At 56.6% G+C, this 1,524-nt stretch carries 1 rRNA gene (cut by a window edge); it reads right to left on the bottom strand.

Annotated features, from left to right (window positions below):
• Positions 1 to 21 precede the first annotated feature (21 nt).
• Positions 22 to 1,524 (bottom strand): 23S ribosomal RNA (locus tag ACFY1P_RS35280) (it continues 1,647 nt past the right edge of the window).

Raw genomic sequence — 1,524 nt, 5'->3', positions numbered from 1 at the left:
ACACAGTGGACGCGAGCAACTGAGGACAAGCCCTCGGCCTATTAGTACCAGTCAGCTCCAACCGTTACCGGTCTTCCACACCTGGCCTATCAACCCAGTCGTCTACTGGGAGCCTTAACCCCTCAAGGGGGTGGGAGTCCTCATCTCGAAGCAGGCTTCCCGCTTAGATGCTTTCAGCGGTTATCCCTCCCGAACGTAGCCAACCAGCCATGCCCTTGGCAGGACAACTGGCACACCAGAGGTTCGTCCGTCCCGGTCCTCTCGTACTAGGGACAGCCCTTCTCAAGACTCCTACGCGCACAGCGGATAGGGACCGAACTGTCTCACGACGTTCTAAACCCAGCTCGCGTACCGCTTTAATGGGCGAACAGCCCAACCCTTGGGACCGACTCCAGCCCCAGGATGCGACGAGCCGACATCGAGGTGCCAAACCATCCCGTCGATATGGACTCTTGGGGAAGATCAGCCTGTTATCCCCGGGGTACCTTTTATCCGTTGAGCGACGGCGCTTCCACAAGCCACCGCCGGATCACTAGTCCCGACTTTCGTCCCTGCTCGACCCGTCGGTCTCACAGTCAAGCTCCCTTGTGCACTTACACTCAACACCTGATTGCCAACCAGGCTGAGGGAACCTTTGGGCGCCTCCGTTACTCTTTAGGAGGCAACCGCCCCAGTTAAACTACCCACCAGACACTGTCCCTGATCCGGATCACGGACCCAGGTTAGACATCCAGCACGACCAGAGTGGTATTTCAACGACGACTCCACGAACACTGGCGTGCCCGCTTCACAGTCTCCCACCTATCCTACACAAGCCGAACCGAACACCAATATCAAGCTATAGTAAAGGTCCCGGGGTCTTTCCGTCCTGCTGCGCGAAACGAGCATCTTTACTCGTAGTGCAATTTCACCGGGCCTATGGTTGAGACAGTCGAGAAGTCGTTACGCCATTCGTGCAGGTCGGAACTTACCCGACAAGGAATTTCGCTACCTTAGGATGGTTATAGTTACCACCGCCGTTTACTGGCGCTTAAGTTCTCAGCTTCGCCTGGACGAATCCAAGCTAACCGGTCCCCTTAACGTTCCAGCACCGGGCAGGCGTCAGTCCGTATACATCGCCTTACGGCTTCGCACGGACCTGTGTTTTTAGTAAACAGTCGCTTCTCGCTGGTCTCTGCGGCCACCCCCAGCTCAGAGTGCAAAACTCATCACCAGGAATGGCCCCCCTTCTCCCGAAGTTACGGGGGCATTTTGCCGAGTTCCTTAACCATAGTTCACCCGAACGCCTCGGTATTCTCTACCTGACCACCTGAGTCGGTTTAGGGTACGGGCCGCCATGAAACTCGCTAGAGGCTTTTCTCGACAGCATAGGATCATCCACTTCACCACAATCGGCTCGGCATCAGGTCTCAGCCTTATATGTGTGACGGATTTGCCTACCACACGGCCTACACCCTTACCCCGGGACTACCACCGCCCGGGCTGGACTACCTTCCTGCGTCACCCCATCGCTTACCTACTACC

Source organism: Streptomyces sp. NPDC001407 (genome assembly GCF_042895325.1).
Lineage (GTDB): Bacteria > Actinomycetota > Actinomycetes > Streptomycetales > Streptomycetaceae > Streptomyces.
This window is presented reverse-complemented; position numbering and strand designations above follow the sequence as displayed.